The organism is Azonexus sp. GW821-FHT04F04 (assembly GCF_059420025.1).
Genome location: NZ_JBWKSX010000001.1, coordinates 319,097 through 342,349, shown reverse-complemented (window position 1 = coordinate 342,349; position 23,253 = coordinate 319,097). Strand labels below are relative to the sequence as shown.

22 protein-coding genes are annotated in these 23,253 nt (G+C 62.4%); 4 read left to right on the top strand and 18 right to left on the bottom strand.

Annotated elements, in window-relative coordinates; translation table 11 throughout:
- Window positions 1-60: 60 nt before the first annotated feature.
- Window positions 61-267, top strand: a complete 207-nt coding sequence (locus AC07TV_RS01680; RefSeq protein WP_494646661.1) for a hypothetical protein — start codon at window positions 61-63, stop codon at window positions 265-267.
- A 7-nt stretch (window positions 268-274) separates the two neighbouring features.
- Here AC07TV_RS01680 and hypE read toward each other — a convergent pair whose 3' ends face one another.
- The 17 genes from hypE to AC07TV_RS01595 all read right to left on the bottom strand — a co-directional run bounded on the left by hypE (window position 275) and on the right by AC07TV_RS01595 (window position 15,168).
- Window positions 275-1,327, bottom strand: coding sequence for a hydrogenase expression/formation protein HypE (gene hypE / locus AC07TV_RS01675; protein ID WP_494646660.1), 1,053 nt, complete (start codon window positions 1,325-1,327; stop codon window positions 275-277).
- A 645-nt stretch (window positions 1,328-1,972) separates the two neighbouring features.
- Entirely contained in the window at window positions 1,973-3,100 is a 1,128-nt protein-coding gene (gene hypD / locus AC07TV_RS01670; protein WP_494646659.1) for a hydrogenase formation protein HypD, read from the bottom strand.
- The gene (locus AC07TV_RS01665; RefSeq protein WP_494646658.1) at window positions 3,100-3,357 is read right to left on the bottom strand and encodes a HypC/HybG/HupF family hydrogenase formation chaperone; all 258 of its coding nucleotides are present in this window, start codon (window positions 3,355-3,357) and stop codon (window positions 3,100-3,102) included. The genes hypD and AC07TV_RS01665 overlap by 1 nt, the downstream gene beginning before the upstream one ends.
- A gap of 29 nt (window positions 3,358-3,386) precedes the next feature.
- On the bottom strand, window positions 3,387-3,869 hold the full coding sequence (gene hybE, locus AC07TV_RS01660; RefSeq protein WP_494646657.1) for a [NiFe]-hydrogenase assembly chaperone HybE: 483 nt from the start codon (window positions 3,867-3,869) through the stop codon (window positions 3,387-3,389).
- The gene (hypF, locus tag AC07TV_RS01655; RefSeq protein ID WP_494646656.1) at window positions 3,866-6,217 is read right to left on the bottom strand and encodes a carbamoyltransferase HypF; all 2,352 of its coding nucleotides are present in this window, start codon (window positions 6,215-6,217) and stop codon (window positions 3,866-3,868) included. Before hypF ends, hybE (AC07TV_RS01660) begins: the two co-directional genes overlap by 4 nt.
- A gap of 7 nt (window positions 6,218-6,224) precedes the next feature.
- Window positions 6,225-7,298, bottom strand: coding sequence for a hydrogenase nickel incorporation protein HypB (gene hypB, locus AC07TV_RS01650; RefSeq protein ID WP_494646655.1), 1,074 nt, complete (start codon window positions 7,296-7,298; stop codon window positions 6,225-6,227).
- A gap of 13 nt (window positions 7,299-7,311) precedes the next feature.
- A complete protein-coding gene (gene hypA, locus AC07TV_RS01645; protein ID WP_494646654.1) occupies window positions 7,312-7,653 on the bottom strand; it encodes a hydrogenase maturation nickel metallochaperone HypA in 342 nt (113 codons plus the stop codon).
- Window positions 7,646-8,575: a hypothetical protein gene (locus tag AC07TV_RS01640; RefSeq protein WP_494646653.1), complete on the bottom strand. Its 930-nt coding sequence runs from the start codon at window positions 8,573-8,575 to the stop codon at window positions 7,646-7,648. Before AC07TV_RS01640 ends, hypA begins: the two co-directional genes overlap by 8 nt.
- Window positions 8,572-9,039 carry a [NiFe]-hydrogenase assembly chaperone HybE gene (gene hybE / locus AC07TV_RS01635; protein WP_494646652.1) on the bottom strand — a complete coding sequence of 156 codons (468 nt, stop codon included), beginning with the start codon at window positions 9,037-9,039 and terminating at the stop codon, window positions 8,572-8,574. Before hybE (AC07TV_RS01635) ends, AC07TV_RS01640 begins: the two co-directional genes overlap by 4 nt.
- 7 nt (window positions 9,040-9,046) lie before the next feature.
- Window positions 9,047-9,244 (bottom strand): rubredoxin, encoded by a 198-nt coding sequence (locus AC07TV_RS01630; RefSeq protein WP_226402793.1) that lies wholly within the window; start codon window positions 9,242-9,244, stop codon window positions 9,047-9,049.
- An 11-nt stretch (window positions 9,245-9,255) separates the two neighbouring features.
- Entirely contained in the window at window positions 9,256-10,119 is an 864-nt protein-coding gene (locus AC07TV_RS01625) for a hydrogenase expression/formation protein (RefSeq protein WP_494646651.1), read from the bottom strand.
- On the bottom strand, window positions 10,116-10,574 hold the full coding sequence (locus AC07TV_RS01620; RefSeq protein ID WP_494646650.1) for a hypothetical protein: 459 nt from the start codon (window positions 10,572-10,574) through the stop codon (window positions 10,116-10,118). The genes AC07TV_RS01625 and AC07TV_RS01620 overlap by 4 nt, the downstream gene beginning before the upstream one ends.
- Window positions 10,571-10,873, bottom strand: a complete 303-nt coding sequence (locus AC07TV_RS01615) for a HypC/HybG/HupF family hydrogenase formation chaperone (RefSeq protein WP_494646649.1) — start codon at window positions 10,871-10,873, stop codon at window positions 10,571-10,573. The genes AC07TV_RS01620 and AC07TV_RS01615 overlap by 4 nt, the downstream gene beginning before the upstream one ends.
- A gap of 1 nt (window position 10,874) precedes the next feature.
- The gene (locus AC07TV_RS01610; protein WP_494646648.1) at window positions 10,875-11,489 is read right to left on the bottom strand and encodes a HyaD/HybD family hydrogenase maturation endopeptidase; all 615 of its coding nucleotides are present in this window, start codon (window positions 11,487-11,489) and stop codon (window positions 10,875-10,877) included.
- A 63-nt stretch (window positions 11,490-11,552) separates the two neighbouring features.
- Entirely contained in the window at window positions 11,553-12,257 is a 705-nt protein-coding gene (gene cybH / locus AC07TV_RS01605) for a Ni/Fe-hydrogenase, b-type cytochrome subunit (RefSeq protein ID WP_494646647.1), read from the bottom strand.
- Between the two features lie 22 nt (window positions 12,258-12,279).
- Window positions 12,280-14,070, bottom strand: a complete 1,791-nt coding sequence (locus tag AC07TV_RS01600; protein WP_494646646.1) for a nickel-dependent hydrogenase large subunit — start codon at window positions 14,068-14,070, stop codon at window positions 12,280-12,282.
- A gap of 3 nt (window positions 14,071-14,073) precedes the next feature.
- Complete coding sequence (locus AC07TV_RS01595) at window positions 14,074-15,168, bottom strand: hydrogenase small subunit (RefSeq protein WP_494646645.1); 1,095 nt, start codon at window positions 15,166-15,168, stop codon at window positions 14,074-14,076.
- Window positions 15,169-15,424: 256 nt separating this feature from the next.
- Here AC07TV_RS01595 and AC07TV_RS01590 point away from each other — a divergent pair, with 256 nt between their 5' ends.
- Window positions 15,425-20,446 carry an EAL domain-containing protein gene (locus AC07TV_RS01590; RefSeq protein WP_494646644.1) on the top strand — a complete coding sequence of 1,674 codons (5,022 nt, stop codon included), beginning with the start codon at window positions 15,425-15,427 and terminating at the stop codon, window positions 20,444-20,446.
- Here the strand turns inward: AC07TV_RS01590 and AC07TV_RS01585 are convergent.
- On the bottom strand, window positions 20,428-21,333 hold the full coding sequence (locus tag AC07TV_RS01585) for a hydrogen peroxide-inducible genes activator (protein WP_494646643.1): 906 nt from the start codon (window positions 21,331-21,333) through the stop codon (window positions 20,428-20,430). The genes AC07TV_RS01590 and AC07TV_RS01585 overlap by 19 nt on opposite strands.
- A gap of 170 nt (window positions 21,334-21,503) precedes the next feature.
- On the opposite strand from AC07TV_RS01585, the gene AC07TV_RS01580 reads away from it, so the two are divergent.
- On the top strand, window positions 21,504-22,511 hold the full coding sequence (locus AC07TV_RS01580; RefSeq protein ID WP_494646642.1) for a cytochrome-c peroxidase: 1,008 nt from the start codon (window positions 21,504-21,506) through the stop codon (window positions 22,509-22,511).
- Window positions 22,512-22,642: 131 nt separating this feature from the next.
- Window positions 22,643-23,251, top strand: a complete 609-nt coding sequence (gene ccmA / locus AC07TV_RS01575) for a cytochrome c biogenesis heme-transporting ATPase CcmA (RefSeq protein WP_494646641.1) — start codon at window positions 22,643-22,645, stop codon at window positions 23,249-23,251.
- Window positions 23,252-23,253 lie beyond the last annotated feature (2 nt).

Genomic DNA, 23,253 nt, shown 5'->3' with positions numbered 1-23,253 from the left:
TTTCAGACACTTGGCTTTGTCTACGATGCACATCAATAAAAATGGGATCGGAGAACAACAATGCAAACACAGCAAAAGCGAGTCAAACCTCGGGATCTTCCCGTCAGCCGGGCGCCGCGTCCGGAATACGTCGCCGCCATCCGCTATCCGGACGGTCGTCGTGACCTGTTCCACATCCGCAATGCCGACAATTTTGCCGACGCCCGCGAACTCGTCATTTCCGAAGTCGGCGACGTGCTGTCGGTAATGATCGCGCTGCGCCACTAAACCAGTCTCAGCAAATCCGCGGCAATTGCTCGCCGCTCAGCCAGTCCACGATGCGACGGCCACCAAAGCCGGTCGTCATCTGGACGAAATGGTGCTCATCCTCAAGCACCCTGCCGACAATGGCCGCCGCCGCACCGAGCGGGTGGGCGCACATCGCAGTCAATAGCTTCTCGGCATCGTCTTCAGCGCAGATCGCCACCAATTTTCCCTCGTTGGCGACATAAAGCGGATCCAATCCCAAAAACTCACAGGCCGCGTTGACCGCCGGGGTCACCGGTATCGCCTTTTCCTGCAGCATCATGCCAACCCCGGATTGCTTGGCGATCTCATTGAGCGTCGTGGCCAGTCCGCCCCGCGTCGGGTCGCGCAGGACGTGGATATCGGCGCCGCTGGCCCGCATCGCCTCAATCAGGCCATGTAGCGCAGCCGTGTCGGAAACGATGGGCGACTCGAAACCGAGGCTTTCGCGCTCGGCCATGATCGCCATGCCGTGATCGCCCAGCGTGCCGGAAACCAGGATGACATCGCCCGCTTTGGCATAACGGCCGGACAGTTCCCGACCCGGTGGGACGACGCCGACACCCGTCGTCGTAATGAACACGCCATCGCCCTTGCCGCGCTCGACGACCTTGGTATCACCGGTCACCACCGGCACCCCAGCCTCCTTGGCGGCAGCAGCCATGCTTTGCACGATGCGCGCCAGATCGGCGAGCTTGAAGCCTTCTTCAAGGATGAAGCCGGCAGAAAGATAGAGCGGCTTGGCGCCCATCATGGCCACGTCGTTGATCGTGCCATGCACCGACAGGCAGCCGATATCGCCGCCGGGGAAGAAAAGCGGCGAAACGACGTGCGAGTCGGTGGCCATGACCAGTTTTCCCTCGCCCGGGTTTGGCAGCAGCGCACCGTCGTCACCCTGCGCCAGGTATTCGTTGCCGAGGTATTTGGCGAACAGTTCCTCGATCAATTGCGCCATCGCCCGGCCGCCCGAGCCGTGGGCCATGTCGACCTGGCCGTGCTTGATGTCGAGGGGACGAACGTAGGTTTTGCGGGTTTCGGTCATAGGGATGGATCAAAGGATCTTGTAGGGAGCTGAGGCGCAGCTTTTCGCACCTGACGCGGCGATAGTTTTCTGAACCGTTGGGTTCCGCCCTTGCGGGGCGTCTCACTTTTTCTTGCTTCGCCAAGAAAAAGTAAGCAAAAAGAAGGCGACCCTGGGTCGGTGCCGGCTGCGCCGGTTCCCTGCGCTACTCGGTGCTGGCGGGGGCTGCGGAACTCGGGCTTCGCCCTCAGACAGTCCTCGCCCTTTTTCCGCCAGCCCCTGCGTTGCTCGGCACCTCTCAAGGGGCCCGGTGAAACGACCTGTACTTGAGCTTGGGTGCTTGAATAACAGATTTCATTTTTGGCCGTTTTTTCCGGTTGACCGTGGAAACCGGTTTTTTGGGGCACAACGTTTGAACGTGGACGCCTTTGGGGCCCCCGTGGAAGGCGCTGAGCAACGCAGGCGGGCCGGGGGCAGTCGGCTTGCGTTGTCTGAGCCGCAGGCGAGTTTAGCAAGCCGCCCGGCCTGCCGAGTAGCGCAAGGAACCCGAAGGGCGCCGCCCCCGGGGTCGCCTTTTCTTTGGCTACTTTCTTTTGGCGAAGCAAAAGAAAGTACGCCCGCCAGCAAGGCGGAACCCCATGCCAATTAAAAAGGAAAACCCCCACCTCAGGCCACATCCTTATACCGCCCGTACGTATAGTGCGCCGCACAAGCCCCCTCCGACGACACCATACAAGACCCCACCGGATTCTCCGGCGTACAAACCGTCCCAAAAATCTTGCAGTCTTGCGGCCGCTTGACCCCGCGCAGAATCGCCCCGCACTCGCAGGCCTTATGGTCAGCCACCGATTGATAACCAAGCGGAAAGCGCTTTTCAGCATCAAATTCGGCGAACTGGCTGCGAATGCGCAGCGCCGAGTAGGGCAGGATGTTCAAACCGCGCCATTCGAAATTCTTCCGCATTTCGAACACTTCGGCGACCAGTTGTTGCGCCTTCTTGTTGCCATCCCGGTCAACAGCCCGCGAGAATTCGTTTTCAACCTCGGCGCGGCCTTCATTGACCTGACGAACCAGCATCTTGATCGCCTGCATGACGTCGAGCGGCTCGAAGCCGGCGATGACCACCGGCTTGCGGTATTCCTCGGCAAAAAATTCGTAGGGCCGACTGCCGATGATGGTCGACACGTGGGCTGGCCCGATGAAGCCGTCGAGTGGCACGGTGCCCCACTGGCGGACTTCCGGCGATTCGAGGATGCTCGAAATGGCCGATGGGGTCAGCACGTGGCAGCAGAGTACCGAGAAATTCTTGAGGTCGAGGGCGGCTGCCTGCTTGATCGCCACGGCCGTCGGCGGCGTCGTCGTCTCGAAGCCGATGGCGAAGAAGACGACCTGTTTGTCCGGATTTTTCTGGGCCAGCGTCACGGCATCGGCGCTTGAATAAACCATGCGGATGTCGCCGCCGCGGGCCTTGGCCTTGAGTAGCGAGAGGCTGTCGGAGGCTGGCACGCGCAGGCAGTCGCCGTAAGTGCACAGCGTGACCCCCTGTTCGAGCGCCAGCCTGATCGCCTGATCGACACGGCCGATGGGCAGCACGCAGACCGGGCAACCCGGGCCGTGAATCATTTTGACGTTGGCCGGCAGCAGGTCGGAAACACCGTAGCGCGAAATGGCGTGGGTGTGGCCGCCGCAGAATTCCATGAAATGGTAGCTGCGCGCCGGGTTCGCCTCGCGGCGGATGGCTTCGGCCAACCCCTTGGCCACCTCGCCGTCGCGGAATTCGTCGATGTATTTCATCAGTGGATGGTCAGATCGTCGCCGGGTGCCAACTCGCCCTGCAGTTGGCCGATTTCGGCGAACAGCTTCAAGGTCTTGGCGGCCTCTTCCGGATCGAGCTTGTTCAGCGCGTAGCCGACATGGACGATCACGTAGTCACCCACCGCCACGCCCTCGACCAGGGCTAGCGAGATTTCCTTCTTGACCCCGGCCAGATCGACCAGGGCGTTGTCGTTGTCGCGCAGTTCAACGACTTGCGCAGGAATGGCCAGACACATGACGGCTCCTCAAACTCTCAAAATTCGGTTCATCGCCGGCCGCTCAGGGCACGCAGAAAGCCGCGCCGACTGACCGGCTGGCGCGGTTCATCGCCAACCACGGCCACGTGGGCGCCAAGGCCGAGCGCCAAACGGGCATCGCCGACGAGAAGGCGGGCCGCCGCCATGCCCAGCACCTGACTGATCGGCTGCACCAGGTCGACGTACTGATAGTCGCCAAGTTCCGGGTCGTGGGCCGCAACGAAGCGCCAATCCATGTTCCCAAGCGCCAGATAGCGTTGCTGCCCGAGTGGAATGTCGCCCCACAGTTCGCCACCCCCGGGCAGGAGAAAAATACGGACGAAGCCTGGCGCGATCACGCCGGCCAGCCAGTCGCCGCGCTCCTGAACGCACCAGCAGACTTCGCCCGTCAGCGCCGGATTGACCGGCAAGCCTTCCGACAAGGCGGCGGAGCGCTGCATCAACGCACTGGCCGGATCAAGCTGCCACGAAGTCGGCGCTTTATCGCTCAAGACATTTCCTTTGTCGAAATCTGTTCTGACCGATTTTCGCTGCTCGGCTGCCGGTCGGCAAGCGCCAGACGGCGGGCGATCCAGGCCTGTCCAAGCGCCAGACCGCCATCGTTGGGCGGCGCCTGACGGGCTTCGAGGAGTTCGATGCCGGCCGCATCGAAACGGCTGCGCAGCGCCGTCATGAGCACGGCGTTCATGGCGCAGCCGCCGCCGATGGCGACTTTCAATTTTGGGCCTTTTTTCCGGTTGACCGTAGCAATCGCCCAATCGGCCAGACCGGCCGCCACGGTAGCGTGGAACAGCGCGGCGCCGTGGGCGGCATCGTCCTTGCAGCCCATCAGAGGCGACAACATCGGCGAAAAATCGAGGATCGTGCCGTCTTCGAGCAAGGCATAGCCACCGGGCAAAGGATCGACCGGACCGTATTGGACGGCCAGACCTTCGAGCTCCATCGCTGCCTGACCTTCGAATTGCATGAGATCGCGCACGCCGAGCAGGCCGGCGGCGGCGTCGAACCAGCGGCCGAGGCTGGTCGTCGGCGGGCAGCGTAGATTGCGGGCGAGCATGGTGAGCAGCGGGCCGGGGTCGCGGCTCGGGTAATACTGCTTGATCCAGCCGCCGACGCGGTAGCCGAAGCCGGCGCCGTGCAGGGCAGAGACGGCCATGCGCCACGGCTCTTTGGCGGCGCGGTCGCCGCCCGGCATGGCCAGCGGACTGAGGTGGCCGAGGCGTTCGCAGTTTGCGCCATCAAGATGCAGCAACTCACCGCCCCACGCGCCACCGTCCGGGCCGAGGCCGACGCCATCGAGCGCCAGACCGATGATCGGCTCGTTGACGCCGTGTTCGGCGCAGATCGCGGCGAGATGGGCGTGATGATGGCCGATGGCGATGGCCGGAATGGCGAGCTTTTCGGCCAGGCGAACGGCCAGATGCGTCGATGGGAAATCGGGGTGCAGGTCGTGGGCGATAAAGTCAGGCCGGACATCGAGGATGGCCAGCAGACGCTCGACCGTTTCTTCGAGAAAACCGATGGCCGCCGCGTTGTCGAGGCCGCCGATGTGCTGCGAGAGGAAGGCTTGGCGGCCTTTCATGAGGCAGATCGTGTTCTTGAGGTAGCCGCCGAGCGCCAGTACGGTCGGGCCGTCATCGGCCAACGCAATCGGCACCGGCACGTAACCGCGGGCGCGGCGGATGAAGGCCGGGCCGGCCGGCGTTGCCCGGACGACGGAATCGTCGCAACGGATGACGATTTCCCGGTCGTGCAGCAGGTAGGCGTCGGCAATGCCGGACAGGCGTACAAGCGCTTCATCGTTGCCGATGACCAGCGGCTCGCCGTGCGGGTTGGCGCTGGTCATGACCAGCAGCAGGTCACTGGTTTGGGCCAGCCAGTCGATGCCGGCCGGGCGGCCGGCTGCTTCGTGCCAGAGCAGCAAATGCAGCGGCGTCGTCGGCAGCATGGCGCCGAGCCAGGCGAGGCCGGGGGCGATGCCTTTCAGTTCGGCGGCGCCCTTCGGGCAGAGGACGATGGGTGCGGCAACGCTGTGCAGCAACGCCAGATCGTCATCGCCAATCCGCGCAAACTCGGCCAGCGAGGCGACGTTGAGGCCCATCACGGCAAAGGGCTTTTCCTCGCGCTGCTTGCGTTCGCGCAGCTCGGCGACAGCCGCGGCGTTGCGCGCGTCGCAGGCGAGATGAAAACCGCCGAGACCCTTGATAGCGACGATTTTGCCGTCGCGCAGCAGGCGCAGGGTTTCAGCAATGGGATCGCTAGACAGTGGCTGTCCGTCGGCTGAAAGCAAGTTCAGTTGCGGGCCGCAGTCCGGGCAGCAGGTCGTTTCGGCGTGGAATCGGCGGTCGGCCGGGGCAAGGTATTCGTCGTTGCACGGCGCACAGAGCGGAAAGGCGGCGAGGCTGGTTTGCGCGCGGTCGTAGGGAATGCGACGGCTGACTGTATAGCGCGGGCCGCAATGCGTGCAGGTGGTGAAGGCGTAGCGCCAGCGGCGGCTGGCCGGATCGCAGATTTCGCCGATGCACTCGGGACAGATCGCGGCGTCGGGGCCGATAGCGGTTTTGACTTCGCCCGGTTCGCTGTCGAGGATGACAAAGCCTTCGCAACCCACTTCGGCTGCTTCGTCCTCGATGCTGTCGATGCGCGCCAGACGGGGCGCCTCGAGCGGCAAACGGGATTTGAATTTTGGCCAGTTTTTCCCGTTGACCGTGGCAATCACCCCGGCGCCATCGTTGCGCACCCAGCCGGTCAGCCCGAGTTCGCAGGCCAGCCGCCAGACGTAGGGCCGGAAGCCGACCCCCTGGACGAGACCGCGAATACGGAACAGGCGGCCGCTCATCGGCGGCCTACTTTGCCGCCAACTGGCGCTCCAGTTCGGCTACCCGGCGCTTCAGCGCGTCGACCGATTCCGAACGCTTGGCGCGCTGTGCCTCCAGCCCCGATTGAATCCAGTCCAGCCAGGCGCTCAGGCCATCCCCGCTGGTTGCCGAGACGCGGAAGATGGTCAGGTCGGGATTGACCCGGCGGGCGTTGGCTTCGGCCAGGTCGGCGTCGAATTCGAGGTAGGGCAGCAGGTCGCACTTGTTGAGCAGCATGACGTCGGCCGCGGCGAACATGTCCGGGTACTTGAGCGGCTTGTCCTCGCCTTCGGTGACCGAGAGGATGGCGACCTTGTGGTGTTCGCCGAGGTCGAAGGCGGCCGGGCAGACGAGGTTGCCGACGTTCTCGATGAGGAACAGCGATTCATCGGCCGGCTGCAAGCGCTCCAGCGCGTGACCAACCATGTGGCCGTCGAGGTGGCAGCCCTTGCCGGTGTTGATCTGCAGCGCCTGAACGCCGGTGGCGCGGATGCGCTCGGCGTCGTTGGAGGTCTGCTGGTCGCCTTCGACAACGCTGATGGCGACCTTGTCTTTCAACAGTTCGATGGTCTTGCAGAGCAGCGTCGTCTTGCCCGAACCGGGGCTGGAGACGAGGTTGAGCGCGAAGATGCCGCGCTCGTCGAAATTCTGCCGATTGGCCGCGGCGTAGGTGTTGTTCTTGGACAGGATGTCCTGCTCGATCTGCACCATGCGGGCCTGCGACATGCCCGGCACGTGGGCGCCGGCCGGGCCGGTGCCGTAGTCGAGATCGCCGGCGACGCCGTGTTCGTGGTGATGGTGCTCGCCACCATGGCTGTGGGCGTGCTCGCCCGAATGAACATGGTCGTGGCTGTGTTCGCTGCCGTCACCGTGGTGATGACTATGGGCATGGGCGCCAACCAGCGCGGCGGCATGGCTGTGGGCGTGATCGTGGTCATGCCCGTGATCGTGGGTGTGGGTATGCACCGTGCCATCCTCGTGGACGTGGGTGTGTTCGTGGGGTTTTGCGTGCACTCCCTCGATCTTCGTTTCCCCTGCCCCGCAGCCGCAAACTGTACACATATCGGTCTCCTGATTACTCGATTTCTATTTCCTTGACCCGCATTTCCGTGCCGCCGGTGGCCTGGACCTGGTGGCTGCCGCATTTCGGGCAGGCGCCGTAGAGTTCCTGCATCGGCACCGTTTCGGCACACAGCATGCACCAGCCGGCGCCCGGCACGCTAACAATCTCCAGCGCGGCGCCCTGGGCGATGCTGCCGTGCGTTACCGCCTCGAAACAGAACTTGATCGCCTCCGGCTCGACCGACGACATGCGGCCGATTTCCAGTACGACCAGTTTCACCCGCCTGGCGTTCTCGCGCTTTGCCGTGTCCTCAACAATTTGCATGACGCCTTCGGCCAGCGACATTTCATGCATCGACCACCTCCGCGACATGGGGCAGACAGGGATCGAGCGCCAGTATGGCCCGGTTCAAGCCCTGCCTGGCCTGATCGAGCGAGGCAAAGCGGAGATTACCCAACAGCGATGACAGGGCCGTGGCATCGGCAAAAAAACTGTCGGTCGGCGCCTGCACACGGTAGTTGGCGACCTTGCCCTCAACCACATGCACGGCATGCGTCAGCACGCCGCGCGCCGTCAGCGTTTGCCCGACGCCCCAGCCGTCCTCGCCGGCACTGGCCACCGGAAACGGGGCGCCGCCAGCCAAGGCATCGACGGCCGCCAGCGTTTCGGCCAGGCGCGCCAGAAAAACCGCGCGAATCGAGGTCGGCACGGGCAGCGCCGGCATTTGCGCCGAGGTGCCCTGCCAGTAATCCAGCCAGGCCTGCGGGGCGAGCGGCGCGGCGGCCGGAATCTCCAGATCGCCATCATCCGGCGCCACTTCGTCGGTGCTACGGTCAACCAGCATTTCGAGGCATTTTTCAGCCATCGGGCGCAGGCTTTGGTGCAACAGATTTTGCGTTACCGCCAGACAATCGCCACCCTGCCGCGCGTTGCGCCAGGCAATGAAGGCTTCTTTTTCCGGGCGCAGGCCGAGCGCTGGCGGCCAGTCGAGCAGCAGGCGCCAGAAATTTTCATGCAGCACTTCCAGCCACAGTTCGGTGCTATCGAAAGCCCGCGGCGCCTCCCCCAGCGCGGCCGTTACGGCGGCCTCGGCGGCCGTCCGCTGGGCATGGGCGCACAGCGTGAACAAATAGGGCACGGTCTTGGTCACCGCATCGGGCAACTGACCGATGAACAGGCGGGTGACCGGCGGGCGCGTCAGGGTGACACGAATGTCGTGCAAGGCGCGCTCCCGGAAAAGCGCCTTGACGGTGAGCAGGCCGGCACTGCTGCTCATCGCCCCAACCCGAGAAAGGCGCGACGACTGGTCGCCTTGGCCGCCGGCGGCTCGGCCAGCGGGTCGGCGAACAAGGCGTGCGCCGCAGCCAGCGCGGTCAGGCGGGCCGCCTCATGGCTTTCAAACTCGAGGGCCGGCGAGAACAGCGAACAGAGATGATAGATGCCGATGCTGTCTTCCTCGGCCACGGTGAATTGATAGTCGCCGGACGGAAAATGCCAGTCGTGCTTGGCGCAGGCAGCCAGCGCCGGCCAGTCTTCGGCCTGACCGGGCAGGCAGAGCAGATTGATCGCCCACGGCGTGATCATCGCGCCAGCCCAGTGGCCATCCGGACGCTGCTGAAAACCGACGGCCTCGACTTGCAGATTCGGGTTGCAGATCGGGATATCGTGCATCCGGGTCCGGGCGATGGTGGCGAAGGCGGCGACCAGAGCGGACGACGGGTCGGTCGTCCAGACATTCATCTTGCGCTCATTCGGTCACCATGAATTTATGCTTCGGCGCATCGCACCCAGGGCAACACCAGTCGTCGGGCAAATCAGCGAACGGCGTCCCCGGCGGAATGCCGCGCACGTCGTCACCCTGCTCCGGGTCATAGACCCACCAGCAGATGCCGCATTCCAGCCGGTCGCCCGGCTGGACATTGAGAAACGAACCTTCGAAGCGCATGAAGGAGGAGACTAGACCGGCTCCACCATCATGTCGAGATATTCGCGCAGGCGCTCGACGGAATCGGTGAAATCCTCGTCGGCCGCCAGCGCCACTTCGGGCATGGCGATGACTTCGATGGAGTTGAGGATCAGCGCATCCATGCTGTTGAAGTACTGCACCCACCAGACGTTGTGCAGCCGCGTACTGGTGATCCGGCAATTGCCGTAACCGCGCGACAGGATGGAGACTTCGCGGTGGCCGAGCCAGCCGTAGAGCGTGTCGAGGTCGGCGTCGCTGACCGGCAAAAGGGTCAGGTTGATGATGTGCGCCGCGTCGCCGGGTTGCCATGTCGCGGCCTGCATGCGGATTTCTTCGACCAGGGCCTGGGCGTTCATGCAGCCGACCGGGTAGTCGGGCGGCGGCAGATCGGCGGTCGCCGTGGCCAGCATGGTGTCGGTCAGCGCAGCCGGGATGGCGCCGGTTTCGAGACGGTCGACGACCATCGCGCCATCGTCGGCCACCTGCAGTACGCGCCAAATGCCGGAAAAAGCCGTCTCCTGCACCCGCCAGTGTTGCGGTGCTGTGGTGAAGGCGCTGACTTCGCCGAAGCCCATCGACTGGTTGATGACGTCGCGCATCGTCGCGTCGAGGTCGCGCAGGTTGAGCGTGGCCCCGCCTGCAAAGCCGACTTTCTCGGCCTCGTCTACATAGGCGCCAACCAGGCTGGCTGCACTATTGACCACCTCGGGCGCCACGTTGTCCGGCAGGCGCGGCTGCGAGAAGGTTTCCATGCCTTTCGGCATCGGCAGGTAGTCCGGCGCTTCTTCGCCCTGCGAGCCGGGGCCCATGGCGACGACGGAGATCGGGAAGGGACGCATCGTGGACGGGTTCATGCGCAGGCTCCTTGCGTGCTGGCGGCGCGGACGGGGATGCCGATCGGCTTGGGTTGCGCCGGGCCGGTGAGCAGGCGGGCGATTTCGTTCTGGTATTCGTTCCAGTCGCGGATGCCGTTAAGGACGCCGACAAACTGGCCGTCCCGCAGGAAGACGACGGCCGGGGCGCGCGGCACACCGTATTGCTGCATGAGCGGCGCGGAAAACTCGGGGCCGGCGACCCAACGGGCGATTTGATTGCCGACCGGTTTGAGCGCTTCGGGCAGGATGACGCAGGCATCGAGCACTTCGAGATTGCGTTGCGGGTCTTCGGTGAGGAGCAGGGCGGTCAGACCGGCCGGGAATTCGGGATTGCTACGGTCAACCGGAAAAAAGCCGTGTTTTTGAAGTAATCGGCTGATGGCCGTTTCGAGTCTTTCGAGCGAGGTCGGGCCGGCTTTGAGTTCGAGGCTCATGATTGTTGTGTCCTCAGGAAATCGGGGAGTTGGGGTTCGCGATCGAGATCGGCGAAGAAGGCAGAAAAATCGGTGGCGCCGGCTTGTGCCGCATCAAGTGCATCAAGCGCCGCGTCGATGGCGGCGGCGCGCTCGGCGTCGATTACCTCGCGCGCTGCATCGAGAAAAGTCATGAGCCAGGTACCCGGCAGTTGCTGGCCGACCAGACTGAGGTCGACGCGCACTTCGCCGTTGCGGCCGGCGCAGCGGGCGAAATGTTCGCCGCATTCAACCACCTGGACGGGGATGCCGAGACACATGTCAGGCAGTTTCCATGTTCAGAAAGCGGGCGTCACCCAAGCGGTAGGCCAGCTCAGCCGGCGGCCGTTCGGATTCATAGACATCCATGGCCAGCGCGTTATCAGTGATGCTTTCGCTCTGCCCGTCACGCACCCGGCCCGCCGCGCCCCATTTTTCCAGCCAGTCGAGCGCCAGGTTGAGGGCAGGCACCATCTGCGCCTTGACGATATCGCGCAAGCTGCCGCCGAAGTCCTCAAGTTGCTCGGGCTGGACGCCGATCAGCACCAGTTCGGCCGGCAGCTTGTTGGTCAGCTCGGCGGCCATGAGCACCTCCTGGAAACCGGTCTGGTGCAGGCTCATTTTCTTGGCGCCCATGAAACGCGGCACTTCGTTGCCGACTACCTCGCGCAACCGGCCGGCCGGATCGCCGTAATCGACGGCGTCGAAAACCAGCAGGCAATCGGCCTCCTGGACGTAGGGCAGCAGGTAGAGACCTTGCGTGCCGCCGTCCATCACCGTCACCTGCGGCGGAAATTCCCAGCCGGCGTTGAGGGCTTCGACACAGCGCACGCCGAAACCTTCGTCGGCCCACAGGATATTGCCGATACCGAGGACCAGTATGCGTTTTGAAGTCATTGTCACCACCTGAAAAAGTGCCCCGGGTACGGCTGTACGCCGGGGCGAACGCAAGTTGAAGCCTCAGTCCTTGAACATCCGCCAGCCGGAAATCATGGTCGAGATCAGCGACTGCCGGCTCATGATGTCCTCGCGGATCGCCGCGTAAACATGCACGAGTACGAAAGTCATCATGATCCACATGCCCAGCCGGTGCAGGTTATGCACCTGCATTGAGCCGCCGAGGGCCGGAATGACCCAGCCAAACAGGGTGTCCTGCCAGCTGCCCAGGCCGGCGCCTTCGCTGTACAGCGCGAAGCCGGTGAACAGCATGCCGACGGCCAGAATCGTGAAGAAGAAGAACATCATGAGCTGCGCCATCGGGTTGTGGCCGACGTACTTCTTCGGCGTCTTTTCGAGGAACAGATACCAGCGCAATTCGAAGAAGACTTCGCTCCACCATTGCGGATTGGTGATCGGCAGCTTGAAGATCTGCTTGGCGTGATGGTTCCCGACGAACGCCCAGTAAACCCGGCCGAGCAACCCGACAGCAAAGATGTAGGCCGCGGCAAAATGAGCGAAACGGATGTAGCCCATCAGGAAGTTGTCCGACGCTTCACCGGGCATCGTCGGCAAGGGTTTGCCGATGAAATACCCGGTTACCGCCAACACCACCATGGCCAGCGCATTGATCCAGTGCCACAGGCGGACTGGCGCTTCGTAGACATAGATCGAACGGACTTGTTTACCGTGCCGTTCGGCCTCGAGCATGTCCTGTTGAGAGAGCATGATTGCCTCCTTTCCGGACCGCTTAGCGGACCTTGACCGACGTCATTTCCTGTCCATCCGGGCTCATCACGTGCGTCGAGCAGGCCAGGCAGGGATCGAAGGAATGCAGCGTGCGCAGGATTTCGAGCGGCTCGTCGGCCTTGGCCACCGGGGTGTCCATCAGCGAGGCTTCGAAGGCACCGATCTGGCCCTTGTGGTCGCGCGGACCACCGTTCCAGGTGGTCGGCACGACGCACTGGTAGTTGTCGATCTTGGTGTCCTTGATGCGGATCCAGTGACCGAGCGCACCGCGCGGGGCTTCGGTGAAACCGGCGCCCATCGCTTCCTTCGGCCAGGTGCTCGGCTCCCACTTTTCGATGTTCGCCGTGTTGAGGTCACCGGCCTTGAGGTTGGTCATCAGCTTGTCGAAGAAGTAGGACATCTTGTGCGCCGCCCACTGGCATTCCAGACCGCGTGCCGCGGTACGGCCCAGTGTCGAGAACAGCGCGGTGACCGGTGCATCGAGTTCCTTCAACAAGGCATCGACCGGCTCCTTGAACTCCTTGTTGCCCTGGGCGTAGCCGATGATGTAGCGGGCCAGCGGGCCGACTTCCATGGCGTGGCCGCGCCAGCGCGGGGCCTTGATCCACGAATACTTGCCGCCTTCGTCGAGCTCCTTGATGTTGGTCTTGGTGCCCTTGGTGTTCGGGCCGAGCACGAAGCTCGGTTCGGTGACGCCGTCGAAGGGATGCAGGCCCTTGCTTTCGTCCGGGTACTTGTACCAGGAGTGGGCGACGAATTCCTGAATCTGCTCCGGATCCTTGAGGTCGATTTCATGGACCTTGGACAGGTCGCCATTGATGATGGCGCCGCGCGGCAGCAGCAGGTTGCCGGCCGAGTAGTCGTTGGCCTTGTCCGGGATGTCGCCGTAGGACATGACGTTCTTGCCCGACAGGCCACCGCCATATAGCCAGCCCTTGTAGAACTTGGCGATGGCGATCAGGTCGGGGATGTACACCTGCTCGGTGAACTCAATGCTGCGGTCGATGATGCTCTTGACCAGATTCAGCCGCTCCATGTTCACCGCGCCAACCGCCCCCGTGCCTTCCATGTTGATGGCGCAGGGCACGCCGCCGACCAGCCAGTTCGGGTGCGGGTTCTTGCCACCGAAAATGGTGTGCACCTTGACGATTTCCTTCTGGAAATCGAGGGCTTCGAGGTAGTGCGCCACGGCCATCAGGTTGGCTTCGGGCGGCAGCTTGTAGGCCGGGTTGCCCCAGTAGCCGTTCATGAAGGGGCCGAGCTGGCCTGATTCGACGAATTTCTTGAGGCGATTCTGGATGTCGCGGAAGTAGCCCGGCGACGACAGCGGCCAGCTGGAAATGCTCTGGGCCAGCGCCGAGGTGGCTTTCGGATCGGCCTTCAGGGCGGAGACGACATCGACCCAGTCGAGCGCATGCAGATGATAGAAGTGCACCAGATGGTCATGCACCTGCAGGTTGAGCTGCATGATGTTGCGGATGCTGTTGGCGTTTTCCGGAATCTTGATGTTCAGCGCATCCTCGACGGCGCGCACCGAGGTCAACGCGTGGGTTCCGGTACACACGCCGCAGATGCGCTCGGTGAAGGCCCAGGCGTCGCGCGGATCGCGGCCCTTGAGGATGACTTCCAGACCGCGCCACATGGTGCCCGTGGACACGGCGTTACGAATGACGTTCTTGTCGTCGAGATTGACCTCCACCCGCAGATGGCCTTCGATGCGGCAGACCGGGTCGACAACGACACGTTTGCCGGAGTTGTCGAGCTTGAAGCCTTGAGTTTCGTAAGCAGCCATTTTTTACTTTTCCCCCTCTTTTTCCGGTTGACCGTGGGAATTCGAATTGCGCGCCCGAGCCAGTGCCGAGACGGCAGCATGGGCGGCAATCGCGGCGCCGACGGTGCCGGCGGCAGCCTTGCCGATGGTGTCGGCATTCGCTTCGACGCCGAAAGCCTTGATGTCAGTCACCCGGTCGTAGAAGCTGCCCTTGTCCCAGAAGCCCTCCTCGGAACAGCCGATACAGCCGTGGCCGGACTGCACCGGCCAGCTGACGCCGCCGTTCCAGCGCATCGACGAGCAGGCGTTGTAAGTCGTCGGCCCCTTGCAGCCCATCTTGTACAGGCAGTGGCCCTTGCGCGAACCTTCGTCATCCCAGGCTTCGGCGAACTGGCCGGCATCGAAGTGGCCGCGGCGATAGCACTTGTCATGGATACGCTGGCCGTAGAACATTTTCGGCCGGCCCTGGCGGTCGAGCTCGGGAATCCGGTCGAAGGTCAGCATGTAAGTGACGACGCCAGTCATGACTTCGGCGATCGGCGGGCAACCCGGGACGTTGATGATCGGCTTGCCGGAAATCACCTTGTGCACCGGCGTCGCACGCGTCGGGTTCGGCTTGGCGGCCTGGACGCAGCCGTAGGAAGCGCAGGCGCCCCAGCTGATGATCGCCTTGGCATCAGCACAGGTTTCCTTGAGCACTTCGACGAACGGCCGGCCGCCGTGGATGCAGAACATGCCGTCCTCGTTGAGCGGCGGATTGCCTTCGACGGCAACGATGTAGTTGCCCTTGTATTTCTTCTTGACCTCTTCGATGATCGCCTCGGCCTGATGGCCGGCAGCGGCCATCAACGTGTCGTCGTAATCGAGCGAGAGCATCGAGAGCACGACATCCTTGGTCAGCGGATGCGCCGAGCGGATGAAGGATTCCGAGCAACAGGTACATTCCAGACCGTGCAGCCAGATCACCGGCGTTCGCGCCTTGGTTTCCAGCGCATGCGCGATGCGCGGTGCGGCGGCGCTGCCCAGCCCGAGCGACGTCGCGGTCAGGCTGCAGAATTTGAGAAAGCTGCGCCGGGTTATCCCCTGGCGGCGCAGCACTTCATAAAAGGTCTCGGTCACTGGTATGTCCCCCGTTGGTTTTGTTGCCAAGTAGGCGTGCTACTACGCAAAGCGTGTGCCACAGAGCTGAAATCACTGATTTATCGATTGAAATCAAGGCACTTCGGACACCTGCCAAGGCCTTTGAGGAAGCCGCGAAGGAGAATCGGGTGGTTAGCACCAATCCATGGTGGAAACCACTCTTCCACACTCGATTAGCCCGGAGGATTGACCGCCATCAAGCCGCAACAGCAAGGAATCGTTCTAGAATCAAACAATGAAAAGAAAACGCGCGACCAAGATCGTCGAGCTGATATCTACCCAAAGCGATCGCGTCGGACCCGACATGAGCCTGCGCGAGGTGGCGTCTCGCATGCTGGAGTCGAAGATCTCGTCGGTCATCGTCGTCGATCAGGGCGCCATCCTCGGCATCATCACCGAGCGCGACATCGTGCGCGTCATGCGGCAGCATCGCTCGCCTGACCAAACCGCCAGCGAGACCATGAGCAGCCCGGTACATAGCGTGCCGGCCGCCACGCCCTTCCAGCAAGCCTACCGGGAAGCCGCCAACCTCGGCATTCGGCGTATCGTAGTCACCGACGAGGCAGGGCTGCCACTCGGCGTCGTCAGCGAATCGGATTTTCGCAAACATCTCGGTCCCGACTTTTTCCTTCAGTTGAACAGTGCCGATACGTTGATGGAGCGCACTTTCCCCCGACTACCGGCCGATGCCAGTCTCGAGGATGCGCTGCTCGCCATGGAGGCGGTCAGTATCAGTTGCGTCTTTGTCGTCGATGGCCGACGGCCTCTCGGCATCGTCACCGAACACGACGTTGTTCGCTTCTTCCTCGACACCCGGAACAATCCCTGCCTTGGCGCGGTAATGACCCAGCCCGCCATCAGCATCCGGGCCGACCGCCCGTTGTCGGAAGCGGCGCAGCAGATGCTGGAACGCAACATCCGGCATCTGGCTGTGGTCGACGAGAACGGCGCTCTGGTCGGCCTGCTCTCCGAACACACGCTGATGAGCCCGCTCAACCTCGGCCAAATAGATAGCGCACTGAGCGAGCAACAATCGATGCTTCGTTCGCGCGAGCGAATCCTTGAGGAAACCGCCCGCAACGAACGCTACCAGCGCGCTCTGCTCGACAACTTCCCCTTCCTGGTCTGGCTAAAGGATACAGAATCGCGTTTCCTGACCACCAACCGCAGCTTTGCCGAAGCGGCCAATCAAGCGAACACCAGCACCATTGTCGGCAAAACCGATTTCGATTTCTGGCCACCCGAGATGGCGGAGCGTTTCCGCGCCGACGACGCGGAAGTCATGGCCACCCGGAAAAACAAGGTCGTTATCGAACCGGTAATGATCGGGCAGCAGCGCATCTGGCACGAGACCTACAAGGCTCCGGTCGTCGGCGAAGACGGCAGCCTGCTCGGCACCGTCGGCTTTGCCCGTGACATTTCCGAACGGCTGCGGGCTGAAGAAGCGATGCGCCTGCGCAATGCCGCGCTGGCCGGGATGATCAGCGGAGAAACCCTGTCCCGCGCCCTCGAACTGCTCGTCATGTCGGTCGAAGCCGAGATGCCGGACTGGCGCTGCTCGATCATGCTCAGCGACGAATCCGGACAGCACCTCCGTGTCGGCGCCGCCCCGAGCCTGCCAGCGGCCTACAGTGCCGCGATCGATGGCATGCCGATCGGCGAAGGTATCAGTTCCTGCGGCACGGCAGCGGCGCTGAAACAGCGGGTCATTGTCGAAAACGTGTTCGACGACCCGCTGTGTGCGGCCTATCACAACCTCGCCCGGGAAAGCGGAATTGCCGCCTGCTGGTCTGACCCGATCATCGGGCCGGACGGCATGTTGCTTGGCACTTTCGCCGCCTATCACCGACTGCCCAGCCAGCCGCGCGAAGAAGACCTGGGCTGCCTGATGCAGGCCTGCCAACTGGCTGCCCTGCTCATTGCCCACCAGCACCGCTCACGTGAACTGGATAAAAGCCTGGAAACCTTTCGTGGCATTTTCAACAGCGTCAGCGAAGCATTGTTCATCCAGTCCGAGGATGGCATCTTTCTCGACGTAAACGCCGGCGCCGAGCAGATATCCGGGGTACCACGCGAACAGTTGATCGGTCTGAGCCACGCGGCGTTTACCCAGCCAGGGCTGACCGATGTGCAGACCATCAATCGGCACATTGCCAGCGCGCTGGCCGGCACACCGCAAACCTTCGAAATTCTCGCTCGCCACAGCGAAGGGCGCATCTTCCCGGTCGAAATCCGGCTACATAGTTCAAGATACTTCGGGCGGCCGGCAGTCATCGCTTCAGCGGTTGATATTTCCGAGCGCAAAAATGCCGAGTTGCGCCTCGAAATCGAGCACGACCTGGCACAAGCGCTGGCGGCCGGCCTGCCACGCAACGCCGTGTTTCAAGTCCTGCTGCAGGCCACCTTGCGTTTCCCCGACCTCGATTCGGGCTGCCTCCATTGGCGACAGCCCGATGGCAGCTATCAACTGATTGCCCACGCCGGCGTTTCGGGCGACTTTGTCGCCAAAGTCTCCCGGCTCGACGCCAACACCCCGTTTGCCCGCTTCGCTCTGGATGGCGGCACGATTTGCAACTGCCAGGAACCGAGCGACCACTGCGCCGACGCCAGCATTCTTGACAGCGAAGCGATCCGCGGCGAAGGCTTGGGCTGCCTGGTCGCCTTGCCCATCATGTTGGCCGATCAGCCGGTCGCCTGCATCACGCTGGGCAGTCGTCGGGCCACCGGCGTTCTCGCCTCGACCCTGCGCTCGCTGGAGATGCTCGGCACACACTTCAGCCAGACCCTGCTGCAACTGGACGCACAAGAAGAAGCTCGCCGCCTGCAACAGAATCTGAGCGGCCTGTTCGATGCGTTGAAGGATTTCATTTTCATCCTCGACGAGGATGGTCACATCCTGCACTACAACCGGGCCGTAACTGAAGGCCTCGGCTATGGGCCTGACACCCTGATCGGCAAGCTGATTGCCACGGTCCACCCGAAAAATCTGCAAAAAATCGCCAACGAGCAAATGATCGACGTTGTCGCCGGTCGCCGCTTCAGCTGCCCGCTTCCCATCCTGCACGCCAACGGCGAGCAGACCATGATCGAAACCCGCATCACGCATGGCTACTGGAATGGCCGCCCGGCCCTGATCAGTACGTCGCAGGACATTACCGAGCGCCTGATCGCCGAAGAGCGCCAGCAACTGGCGGCCAGCGTCTTCGACAATGCGCACGAAGGGATCATGATCACCGACCCGAAAGGGCGCATCGTCGAAGTCAATTCAACCTTTACCGAATTGACCGGCTATCCCCGAGACGAAGCCATTGGCCAAACTCCTGATCTGCTCAAGTCAGGGCATCACGATCCGGCCTTTTACGCCGAAATGTGGAAAAAAATTGCCGAGGACGGCTACTGGCGAGGCGAGATATGGAATCGCAAGAAATCCGGTGAAATATTTGTCGAGCTGCTGACCATCTCGACCGTCCGCAACCGGAACGGCGAGATCGCCAATTTCGTCGCCATTTTTTCCGACATTACGGTCATCAAGCAGCACCAACAACGCCTCGAACACCTCGCTCACTACGACGCGCTGACCCAGCTACCCAACCGCATGCTGCTCGGCGACCGCCTCCAACTCGCCATGGCGCAAACCGAGCGCAGCGGGAAGATGCTGGCTATCTGCTATCTCGATCTCGACAATTTCAAGCCGATCAACGACCGCTTTGGCCACTCGGCCGGCGATTTCCTGCTCATCGAAGTTGCCCAGCGCCTCAAGACCTGTGTCCGGGCCGGCGACACGGTGTCACGTCTGGGTGGCGACGAGTTCGTACTGCTCGTTTCCAATCTTGATGACTTGCACGAATGCGACTATGCCGTCGCCCGCATCATCAGCGCACTGAATCAACCTTTCCGCGTCTCCGAACACGCCATTTCGATTTCGGCGAGCATTGGCGTGACCCTCTACCCGCATGACGGCTCGGATGCCGACACGCTGCTCCGCCATGCCGACCAGGCGATGTACGCGGCCAAGCAGGGCGGCCGCAATCGCCATCACCTGTTCGACCCGGAAAACGACCGCCGCACCCGCATTCGCCGCGAAGAAATCGTGCGCATTCGGGAAGGCCTCGCCAAGGGCGAATTCGAGCTTTACTTCCAGCCCAAGGTGAACATGCGCAAGGGCAGCGTAACCGGCGCCGAAGCACTGATCCGCTGGCAACACCCGACCGATGGCCTGCTGCTGCCGGGACGCTTCCTGCCCATCATCGAAGACAGCGAACTGGATATTGAAGTCGGCGACTGGGTCATCCAGGAAGCCCTGCGTCAGATGGAAGACTGGCACGCCCAAGGTGTCGACCTGCCGGTCAGCATCAACATTTCCGGCAAGCACCTGCAGCACGAAGGCTTTTCGCGGCGCCTAGCTGAGTTGCTGGCGGCCCATCCGAATCTGGCACCCGGCCTGATCGAGCTTGAAGTGCTCGAAACCGCCGCCCTTGAAGACATGGCCAACGTCGCCGAACTGTTCGGCGAATGCCGGCGCCTCGGCGTCAGCTTTGCCCTCGACGATTTCGGCACTGGCTATTCGTCACTGACCTATTTCCGCCAGTTGCCGGCCGATGTACTCAAGATCGACCAGTCCTTCATCCGCAACATGCTCGACGATGCCGACGATCTGGCCATCGTCGAAGGCGTCATCGGGCTGACCCAGGCTTTCCGCCGGCAAGTCATCGCCGAAGGGGTGGAAACCGTCGAGCACGGCCTTGTTCTCCTGCTTCTGGGCTGTGACATGGCGCAAGGCTTCGGCATCGCCCACCCGATGCCGGCCGCGCTTCTGCCCGAATGGATCAGGCAATTCAAACCGGATGAACTATGGGGTCTGGCCACGGCCTTCAAATGGTCACACGAGGATTTGCCCATGCTGATCGCCGACGTCGACCACAGCCGCTGGAAAAAATCGCTGTATGCCTACCTCGACGACACGACGGGGGCCATCCGCCCTCCCGAACTCGACCAACATCAATGCCGTTTTGGTCGCTGGTACTACAGCCAGGACGGTCAGCGCTATGCCAGTGCCGACGCGTTCCGAATGATCGAAGACCTGCACAAGAAACTGCACGACATCGGCAGCCAATTGCGTCGCTGCCACGACACTGGGGACAGCAGCGCCATCGCGGCTTTGAAACTGGAATTCGAGGAGCAGAACGCCAGCCTGACCGAGTGCATCCAGCACATTCAGGCCGAAGTGCTGATGAACACTCAGACCAGCAAGCGATAGGCTGGCGAACGGAGCCCCCGCACCGCATCAAGCAGCGCCTCGATGGCCTTCGGCCGCACGAATCCCGGCCGCCAGGCCAGCGCCACCCGGCGGGCCGGGGCTGGCTCCTTGAAGGGAATGACGCTGATCATGTCGTTGCTGTAAGGATGGCCCAGCGCGCTGTCCGGCAACACTGACACGCCGAGGCCGGAGGCCACCATGCAGCGGATGGTACCGATCGAATGGCCGAGCCGGACGTCGGTTTCCGGGCTACTGACCTGCGGACAGGCGCCCAGAACCTGATCGCGGAAGCAGTTGCCGGCCTTCAGCAACAGCACCTCATCGCCGGCCACGTCCTCGGGCGCAATCCACTTCCTGCTTTCCCAGGGATGACCGCGCGGCACGACAACCTTGAAGGATTCATCGTAGATCGCCCGGGTCAACACCCCCGGCACGTCGAAGGGCAGCGCAATGATGACGACGTCGACTTCGTTGTCGTGCAGCATGTCGGCCAGCGTAGCCGTCATGTTCTCCTCGATGGCGAGCGGCATGGCCGGCGCCACCACTTTCAGGGAATGAATGAGTTGCGGCAGCAGATAGGGGCCGATGGTGTGAATCACACCGAGCCGCAATGGCCCCTCCAGCTGGTCCCGGCCAAGCATGGCCACCTGCCGGACTTTCTCCGCCTCACCAAGCGCCCGCTTGGCCTGCTCGACCACCTTGGCACCAACCGCACTCGGGCTGACAAAACCCTTGCCGCGCTCGAACAGTTGCACGCCAAACTCGTCCTCCAGGCGGGCGATCGCCACGCTCAGCGTTGGCTGGCTGACCGAACAGTGCTCCGCCGCCCGGCTGAAATTACCTTCCTGAGCCAAAGCGACGATATAGCGCAACTCGGTTAAGGTCATTGCTACTCTCCATTTGACACACGAGGGCTCATGCCCCTTCTGACGACTATAGGGAACGGCTATAACCGCTATAACCAAAACCCATAAAAATCATTGACTTGGATCAATATTAGCACAAGCAGGAAGGGGAGAATCGACCATCGATACTTTTTCACCAAGGGAGATAAACGATGAAACACACTACGTTGTCCGTCGCCATTGCACTGCTTTCCGGAGCCATCATCAGTCAGGCTGCCATGGCTGCCAGCAATGAACCGATCCAGCCAATTGCACCGGCCAAGGTCACCAACCCGGCCCTCGTCGAACTGGGCAAAAAACTCTATTTCGATCCGCGCCTCTCCAAATCCGGCTTCATCTCCTGCAACTCCTGCCACAACCTGTCGATGGGCGGCACCGACAACATCAAGACCTCGATCGGTCACAACTGGCAGGAAGGCCCGATCAATGCGCCGACCGTGCTCAACTCCAGCCTCAACCTCGCCCAGTTCTGGGACGGCCGCGCCGCCGACCTCAAGGCCCAGGCCGGTGGCCCGATCGCCAATCCGGGTGAAATGGGCTTCACCCACACGCTGGCCGTCAGCATGCTGCAAACCATCCCCGGCTACGTTGCCGAATTCAAGAAGGCCTTCGGCTCCGAGACGGTCGATATCGAAAAAGTCACCAAGGCCATCGCCGCCTTCGAGGAAACCCTGGTCACCCCGAACTCACGCTTCGACAAATACCTGAAGGGCAACAAGAAGGCCATCACCAAGGATGAACTGGCCGGCTACCAGCTATTCAAGGACGCCGGATGCGTTGCCTGCCATAACGGCCCGGCCGTCGGCGGCAACTCCTTCCAGAAGATGGGTCTGGTCGAAGCCTACAAGGCATCCAGCCCGGCCGAAGGCCGTTCTGCCGTGACCGGCAAGGATGCCGACCGCTTCAACTTCAAAGTGCCGACCCTGCGCAACGTTGAAATGACCTATCCGTACTTCCACGACGGCGCTGCCAACACCTTGCCGGAAGCAGTAGACACGATGGCCCGCATCCAGCTCGGCAAGAAGTTTACAGCCGACGAAAACGCCAAGATCGTCGCCTTCCTGAAGACCCTGACCGGCGACCAGCCGAACTTCAAGATGCCGATCCTGCCACCGTCATCCGACGCGACGCCGCGTCCGACGCCGTTCGAAAAGAAATAACAACCGCTCCAGAGAACGGGCGGGGGCTGCGGCCCCCGTTTTTCTTGTTGGTGTTTATTTGATTCCCGTTAATCTGCCGTTAAACTTGCGCGTCCATAATTTGTGCCTGATTTCTTTCGGTTTTCCCCCTGATGCTTGAAGCTGACAATCTGGAATGCGTGCGCGGCGAGCGCCGCCTGTTCGCAGGCCTTGGCTTCAAGCTGGAGGCCGGGGAATTGCTGTACCTGCAGGGCAAAAACGGCGCCGGCAAAACCAGCCTGCTACGCATGCTGATCGGCCTTTTGCCACCGGAAACCGGTGAAATCCGCTGGAAGGGCGAGTCGATCAAGTCCGACGAATTCCGCGCTGACCTCTGCTACCTTGGCCACCTCAACGCCATCAAGGAAGAATTGACCCCGCTGGAAAACCTGCTGGCAGCAGCCCGCCTGGCCGACGAGGAACTATCCGAAGACGACGCCATCGACGCGCTGGAACAGGTCGGACTGGCCGGCCGCGAAGACCTCGCCTGCAAATACCTCTCGCAGGGACAGAAGCGTCGTGTTGCGCTGGCCCGCCTGGTCAAGGAAAAACGGCCACTGTGGATACTTGACGAACCTTTTGTCGCCCTCGACGTTGCTGCGGTCGACTGGCTGGCCGGCATCATTTCGGGCCATCTGCAGCGAGGCGGCCTGGCCGTGATGACGACGCACCAGTTGGTCAGCATTCCGGCCGGTACGGTGCGCGAATTGCGACTCGGTTGAGG